The organism is Nocardia farcinica (genome assembly GCF_029867845.1).
In the GTDB taxonomy this organism is placed as follows: Bacteria; Actinomycetota; Actinomycetes; order Mycobacteriales; family Mycobacteriaceae; genus Nocardia; species Nocardia farcinica_A.
The window spans coordinates 1-7,178 of the sequence record NZ_JARWRU010000082.1 but is presented as its reverse complement, the minus strand read 5'-3'; the positions used below and the strand labels follow the sequence as shown (position 1 = coordinate 7,178).

At 70.2% G+C, this 7,178-nt stretch carries 4 protein-coding genes and 1 pseudogene; 2 read left to right on the top strand and 3 right to left on the bottom strand.

Translation table 11 applies throughout. From position 1 onward, the window contains the following. Together QH283_RS01480 and metH are read right to left on the bottom strand one after the other, a co-directional pair. The coding region (locus QH283_RS01480; RefSeq protein WP_280501217.1) for a serine/threonine-protein kinase at positions 1–787 on the bottom strand (787 nt) is incomplete at its 3' end. 62 nt (positions 788–849) lie between these two features. Continuing rightward, a complete protein-coding gene (gene metH / locus QH283_RS01475; RefSeq protein WP_280501216.1) occupies positions 850–4,446 on the bottom strand; it encodes a methionine synthase in 3,597 nt (1,198 codons plus the stop codon). A 145-nt stretch (positions 4,447–4,591) separates the two neighbouring features. Here metH and QH283_RS01470 point away from each other — a divergent pair, with 145 nt between their 5' ends. After that, positions 4,592–5,476 carry a PAC2 family protein gene (locus QH283_RS01470; protein WP_280501215.1) on the top strand — a complete coding sequence of 295 codons (885 nt, stop codon included), beginning with the start codon at positions 4,592–4,594 and terminating at the stop codon, positions 5,474–5,476. A gap of 124 nt (positions 5,477–5,600) precedes the next feature. Here QH283_RS01470 and QH283_RS01465 read toward each other — a convergent pair whose 3' ends face one another. Continuing rightward, positions 5,601–6,050, bottom strand: a complete 450-nt coding sequence (locus QH283_RS01465; protein WP_280501214.1) for a hypothetical protein — start codon at positions 6,048–6,050, stop codon at positions 5,601–5,603. A 375-nt stretch (positions 6,051–6,425) separates the two neighbouring features. Here QH283_RS01465 and QH283_RS01460 point away from each other — a divergent pair. Continuing rightward, positions 6,426–7,178: pseudogene (locus tag QH283_RS01460) on the top strand (XRE family transcriptional regulator); the annotation flags it as partial.

Sequence of the window (7,178 nt, the reverse complement as noted above, 5' to 3'; positions counted from 1 at the left end):
CCGCCTCCCGCATGGTCGGCCTGGCCCCCACGTCCACCGACAGCAGGCTCATCAGCACCGGCGCGAGCGGGCCCGCGTTGCGCGGCGGGCTCACCTCGCCGAGGGCGACGGCGTGCAGGACCGCCAGCGGGTTGTCACCCTCACCGAAGGGCGGCGCGCCCTCGACGGCGGTGTAGAGCGTGGCGCCGAGGGCGAACACGTCCGAGCCGGGCAGCGGGTCCTCGCCGCGTGCCACCTCCGGTGCGAGATAGGCGGGGGTGCCCGCGAGCAGGCCGGTCGCGGTGACCGTGACATCGCCGACGGCCCGCGAGATGCCGAAGTCGGTGAGTTTGACCGTGCCGTCGTCGGCCACCAGCAGATTGGCCGGCTTGACGTCGCGGTGCATGATGCCCGCGTCGTGCGCGGCGGCCAGCGCGGAGGCCGCCTGCGCGCCGATCTCGGCGACCGCGAGCGGCGGCAGGGTGTGCCCGCCTGCGATCTTCACCGCCAGGCTCGGCGCGTCCATGTACTCCATCACCAGCCACGGCTGGCCGTCCTCCTCGGCGACGTCGAAGACGGTGATGGCATTGGGGTGGTGCAGCCGGGCGGCGATGCGGCCCTCGCGCATGGCGCGCCGCTTGGCCTCCTTGGCCTGCTCGGGAGTGAGGCCGGGGGTGAGCAGCAGCTGCTTGACCGCGACCACGCGCTCCAGCCGCTCGTCGGTGGCGCGCCACACCACCCCCATGGCACCGCTGCCCACCTTCTCGGCCAGCCGGTACCGTCCCGCGATCAGCCGGTCCGCCGTCATCTGGTCGTGCCCTTCCTCACCCGAGCGTCCACCCGAAAGAACCCTCCACCCCGCGCCGGGTCTCAGGCGTTGAAGTACTTGGCCTCCGGGTGCAGCAGCACGAACGCGTCGGTCGACTGCTCGGGATGCAACTGCAATTCCTCGGACAGGACCACGCCGATGCGGTCCGCCTCGAGCAACTCGACCAGCTTGGCGCGGTCCTCGAGGTCGGGGCACGCGCCGTAGCCGAAGGAGTACCGCGCGCCACGGTAACCCAGTTTGAAGTACTCCTGCACATCGTCGGGATCGGATTCGGCGACCGGACGGCCGTCGAGCACCAGTTCCTCGCGCACCCGCCGGTGCCAGTACTCGGCCAGCGCCTCGGTCAACTGCACGCCGATGCCGTGCACCTCGAGGTAATCGCGATAGTTGTCGGCGGCGAACAGCTCGTTGGCGAAGTCGGCGATGGGCTGGCCCATGGTGACCAGCTGGAACGGCAGCACGTCGACCTGCCCTCGTTCACGCGCGTGCGCCCTGGACCGGATGAAGTCGGCGATGCACAGGAACCGGTCGCGCTGCTGGCGCGGGAAGGCGAACCGGAACCGTTCCGGCGCATCGGGTTCCGGCTCGGTGAGCACGATCACCTCGTCGCCCTCCGACACGGCGGGGAAGTAGCCGTAGACCACCGCCGCGTGCTGGAGCACGCCCTCGGTGGCCAGCCGGTCCAGCCACGCGCGCAGCCGAGGACGGCCCTCGGTCTCCACCAGCTCCTCGTAGGTGGGACCGTCGCCGCCGCGCTGCCCGCGCAGACCCCACTGGCCGAGGAACAGCGCGCGCTCGTCGATGAGACCCGAATACTCGTGCAGGGCAAGACCCTTCACCACGCGGGTGCCCCAGAACGGCGGCACCGGCACCGGCACGTCGGCGGCCACGTCCGAACGCTCGGGCACCACGACCGGGGTCTCGGCGGCCTTGCGCTTCTCGGCGATGCGCTTGGAGCGCTCGTGGCGGGCCTTGCGTTCGGCGGCGCGCTCGCGCTCGGCGATCGCCTCCGGGCTGTTCGGGTCCTTGGCCTCGCCGCGCTTGGCGGCCATGATCTCGTCCATCAGCCGCAGGCCCTCGAAGGCGTCGCGCGCGTAGTGCACCTCGCCCTCGTAGACCTCGGTCAGGTCGTTCTCGACGTAGGCGCGGGTGAGCGCGGCGCCGCCGAGCAGCACCGGGAACTGGTCGGCTACTCCCCTGGAGTTGAGCTCCTCCAGGTTCTCCTTCATCACCACGGTCGACTTGACCAGCAGGCCGGACATGCCGATGACGTCGGCCTTCTTGTCCACCGCGGCGTCGAGGATGGCGCCGATGGGCTGCTTGATGCCGAGGTTGACCACCTCGTAGCCGTTGTTGGACAGGATGATGTCGACCAGGTTCTTGCCGATGTCGTGCACGTCGCCCTTGACGGTGGCCAGCACGATGCGGCCCTTGCCCGCGTCGTCGGTGGACTCCATGTGCGGTTCCAGGTAGGCCACCGCCGCCTTCATCGCCTCGGCCGACTGCAACACGAACGGCAACTGCATCTGACCGGAGCCGAACAGCTCGCCGACGGTCTTCATGCCCGACAGCAGGGTCTCGTTGATGATCCGCAACGGCGGCACCTCGCGCATGGCCTCGTCGAGGTCGGCCTCCATGCCCGCCTTCTCCCCGTCGACGATGCGCCGCTCCAGGCGCTCGAACAGCGGCAACGCGGCCAGCTCCTCGGCGCGCGAGGCCTTCGACGAAGACGCCGAGACGCCCTCGAACAGCGCCATCAGTTTCTGCAGCGGATCGTAGCCGGGACGGCGGCGGTCGTAGACCAGGTCGAGGGCGACCTCGCGCTGCTCTTCCGGGATGCGGCTGATCGGCAGGATCTTGGAGGCGTGCACGATGGCCGAGTCGAGGCCCGCCTGCACGCACTCGTGCATGAACACCGAGTTCAGCACCTGCCTGGCGGCCGGGTTGAGGCCGAAGGAGATGTTGGACAGGCCGAGGGTGGTCTGCACCTGCGGGTGCCTGCGCTTGAGTTCGCGGATGGCCTCGATGGTCTCCAGGCCGTCGCGGCGCGACTCCTCCTGACCGGTGCCGAGGGTGAAGGTCAGGGTGTCGATGATGATGTCGGACTCGCGCAGGCCCCAGTTGCCGGTGATGTCGGCGATCAGCCGCTCGGCGATCTCGACCTTGTGTTCGGCGGTGCGGGCCTGCCCGTTCTCGTCGATGGTCAGCGCCACGACCGCGGCGCCGTGCTCGGCCACCAGCGCCATGATCTGCTGGAACCGCGAGCCGGGGCCCGCGCCGTCCTCGTAGTTCACCGAGTTCACCGCGCAACGGCCGCCCAGGTGCTCCAGGCCTGCCTGCAGCACCGCGGGCTCGGTGGAGTCGAGCATGATCGGCAGCGTCGAGGCCGTGGCCAGCCTGCTCGCCAGCTCGTTCATGTCCTGCGCGCCGTCGCGGCCGACGTAGTCAACGCACAGGTCGAGCATGTGCGCGCCGTCGCGGGTCTGGTCCTTGGCGATGTCGAGGCACTTCTGCCAGTCCTGGGCGAGCATGGCCTCGCGGAAGGCCTTCGAGCCGTTGGCATTGGTGCGCTCGCCGATCATCAGGATCGAGGCGTCCTGCTCGAACGGCACCGCCGTGTACATGCTCGACACCGCGGGCTCCGGCTGCGGGGCGCGCCGCTGCCACGGCTCGGGCAGGCCGATCTCGACCTCGCGCACCGCGTCGGCCACCTGCCGGATGTGCTCGGGGGTGGTGCCGCAGCAGCCGCCGACCAGGGCCAGACCGAACTCGGCGACGAACCCGCGCAGCGCCTCGGCCAGCTCCTCGGCAGTCAGCGGGTACTCCGCGCCGTTGGCGCCGAGCACCGGCAGGCCCGCGTTGGGCATGACCGAGACGGGCACCCTGGCGTGGCGCGACAGGTGCCGCAGGTGCTCGCTCATCTCGTCGGGCCCGGTGGCGCAGTTCAGGCCGATCATGTCGATGCCGAGCGGCTCGAGCGCGGTGAGCGCGGCGCCGATCTCGCTGCCGACCAGCATGGTGCCGGTGGTCTCCACGGTCACGTGGGTGATGATCGGGATGCGCCTGCCCGCCCGTTCCATGGCGCGCTTGCTGCCGGTGACCGCGGCCTTGACCTGCAGGAGGTCCTGGCAGGTCTCGATGAGGATGGCGTCGGCGCCGCCGTCGAGCATGCCGAGGGCGGACTCGACGTAGGCGTCGCGCAGCGCGGCGTAGGGCGCGTGGCCGAGGGTGGGCAGCTTGGTGCCCGGCCCCATCGAGCCGAGGACGTAGCGCGGGGTGCCGTCGGGGCTCGGGCCCATCTCGTCGGCGACCTCGCGGGCCAGCCGGGTGCCGCGCTCGGACAGGTCGCGAATGCGGTCGGCGATGTCGTAGTCGCCGAGATTGGACAGGTTGCAGCCGAAGGTGTTGGTCTCCACGGCGTCGGCGCCCGCCTCGAAGTAGGCGCGGTGGATGCCGCGCAGCACGTCGGGACGGGTCTCGTTCAGGATCTCGTTGCATCCCTCCAGGCCGCGGAAATCGTCGAGGGTGAGATCCGCGGCCTGCAACATCGTGCCCATCGCACCGTCGCCGATGACGACACGCCGACGGAGCGTGTCGAGGAGGGTGGTATCGAACCCGGCGGAATCGGACACAGACATAGGTACAAGCCTAGTGGTACCTCCCGACGGCCGGGCGCCGGTATCGCGAGCCGGGTGCGCGCGTGCCCCCCGCCACTGTCGCGCCGCACACCCCGAGCGGTAATCGGCACCACAGTCGCTGCGAGTAAGCCGTAGGCTCAGCGGGGTGAACCCCAGTGATACCTCCGATTCGGAATTGCCGACGTTGCGGGATCCGGTCCTGATCGCCGCCTTCGAGGGCTGGAACGACGCGGGCGACGCGGCCAGTGGCGCGGTCGAGCATCTGGAACTGATCTGGGACGCCGAACCGCTGGCCGAGCTGGACTCCGAGGACTACTACGACTACCAGGTGAACCGGCCGACGGTCCGCCAGGTCGACGGGGTCACCAGGGAGATCCAGTGGCCCGCGACCAGCCTTTCGGTGTGCTCGCCGCCCGGCAGCGATCGCGACGTGGTGCTGCTGCGCGGCATCGAGCCGAACATGCGCTGGCGCAGCTTCTGCGCCGAGCTGCTGGAGTTCGTCGACCAGCTCGGGGTCCAGACCGTGGTGATCCTCGGCGCGCTGCTGGCCGACACCCCGCACACCCGGCCGGTGCCGGTCACCGGCTCGGCCTACAGCAGCGAGGCCGCCGAGCGGTTCAACCTCGAGCAGACCCGCTACGAGGGACCAACCGGCATCACCGGGGTGCTGCAGGACCAGTGCGTGAAGGCGGGCGTGCCCGCGGTGTCGTTCTGGGCCGCGGTGCCGCACTACGTGTCGCAGCCGCCCAACCCGAAGGCGACCATCGCCCTGCTGCACCGCGTCGAGGAGGTGCTCGACATCGAGGTGCCGCTCGGCGAGCTGCCCGCCCAGGCCGAGGAGTGGGAGGCGGCGGTCAGCGAGATGACCGAGGGCGACGAGGAGATCACCGAGTACGTGCGCTCGCTGGAGGAGCGCGGGGACGCGGCCGTCGACATGAAGGAGGCCATCGCCAAGATCGACGGCGACGCGATCGCGGCGGAGTTCGAGAAGTATCTGCGCAGGCGGGGCCCTGGCAGCTTCGGCCTGTGAGGCCGGCGCGCTCGTCGGGCCCGATGCGGCGCGAGCGCCGGTCGCCGGACGGTCGCTGCGGGTTCGCCGCGCGAAGGCTCCGGCGGATGATTCCGCCTGTCGGCGTGTCCTTTCCGGCGGGCGGTTATCGCGCCGGAGTAGATGCCGTCCGGTCGGTTCGGTAACTCTCCGGCAACACGCCCGCCCTGCCGGACGTCCCGGCCACCGGCTCGCAATCGGCACCGGCCGGTGCGCCCGCGAGCGGGCCACAGCAGGGCACGGCGTGCAGGCCGTTCTCGATGGTCCAGACCCGGGCCGCCGCGTCCTGGGCCAGCTTGGCGATCAGGATGTCGCGCGGAATGGTGTGCCCGGCAAGGTGTTCCAGCGAGGGCACGACCACGTGATGGGCGTCGGCCCTGCGCAGTTCCTGGGTGAGCTCGACGAAGGCCGCCCCGTCGCCGCCGGTCTCCTCGTGGAAGGTGGCGGCGAAGCACATGCCCTCCTCCCGCGCCAGCGAGCTCATCTTCGCCTCGAGCTCCTCGCGGTGTCCCTCCGCGAGATCGTCACGTAAATATCCGTAGATCAACGCTTCCACCCGAACCTCCGTTGGATAGGGCCGTTTGGATAGGGCCGTTTGGATAGGGCCGTTGTCACTGAGGTGAGCATCCCCGCGGGTTGCCCTGCGGGGCAGTGCGATCCGGCGTGCGCGCGGCCTTGCAGGTGTACCCGACAGGTGTACTTGCATCTGTACGACCGGCAACTCGTCGGCTCTTCTTTCAGAATGACTGACGCCAAACTGCGAATGCAGGTGTCAACCCGGGGACATCTTCGTGCCCTATCCGGTGCACCAGAGGTTAACTGGTGCGATACTACAGCGGTGACCGCGAGTGACGAACGACCCGTGTGGGCTGTCCGGATGCGCTCTGAACGTGACGCGAGGGGGTGGTCGCAGGCCGACGCCGTTCGCGCGATGAGAGCGAAGACGTCGCACAACCTGCCGACCGACTCGACCCTGCTACGCAATTGGCGCCGTTGGGAATCGGGCGAGTCGCGCCCCGACGACTTCTACGCGCCGATCATCGCCGCCACCTTCGACACCGTGACAGCGGCCTTCTTCCCCAAGGCCAGGCCGAATCGCGACGACGAACTGCTGTCGGCGACGGGCATGGACACGCTCGAATTCATCGGCAGGCTACGGATGTCGGACGTCTCCGCCTCGACCCTGGACGCCATCCGCATCACCGCCGAGCGGCTGTGCTGCGAGTACTCCTACGCCGATCCCTACCAACTGCACGCCGAGGGCACCGCCTGGCTGCGCCGCATCACCTCCCTGCTCGACGGCAGGCTCACCCTGGCCCAGCACCGCGAGATCCTGGTGCTGGCGGGCTGGGTCGCGCTGCTGGTCGGATGCGTCGACTACGACCTGGGCAGGCGCACCGCCGCCGAGGCCACCCGGCGCGCGGCCTGGTCGCTCGGCCAGGAGGCCGACAATCCCGAGATCATCGGCTGGGCGGCGGAAATGGCGGCCTGGTTCGCGCTCACGCAGGGTAACTACGTGGGTGCTGTCGAGGCGGTCGACGCGGTGCTGGAGGACACCCGACATATCGGCGTCGGCGTCCAGCTGGCGGCCCAGCGGGCCAAGGCGTACGCCCGGCGCGGCGCCGTCGCCGCGGTCGCCCGCGCGCGCGGCCTCGGCCGGGCGCTACACGACAGCCGCGCGGAT

Excerpts from the sequence above, each read along its gene's own strand:
- metH (WP_280501216.1), bottom strand. The coding sequence starts at position 4,446 with ATGTCTGTGTCCGATTCCGCCGGGTTCGATACCACCCTCCTCGACACG.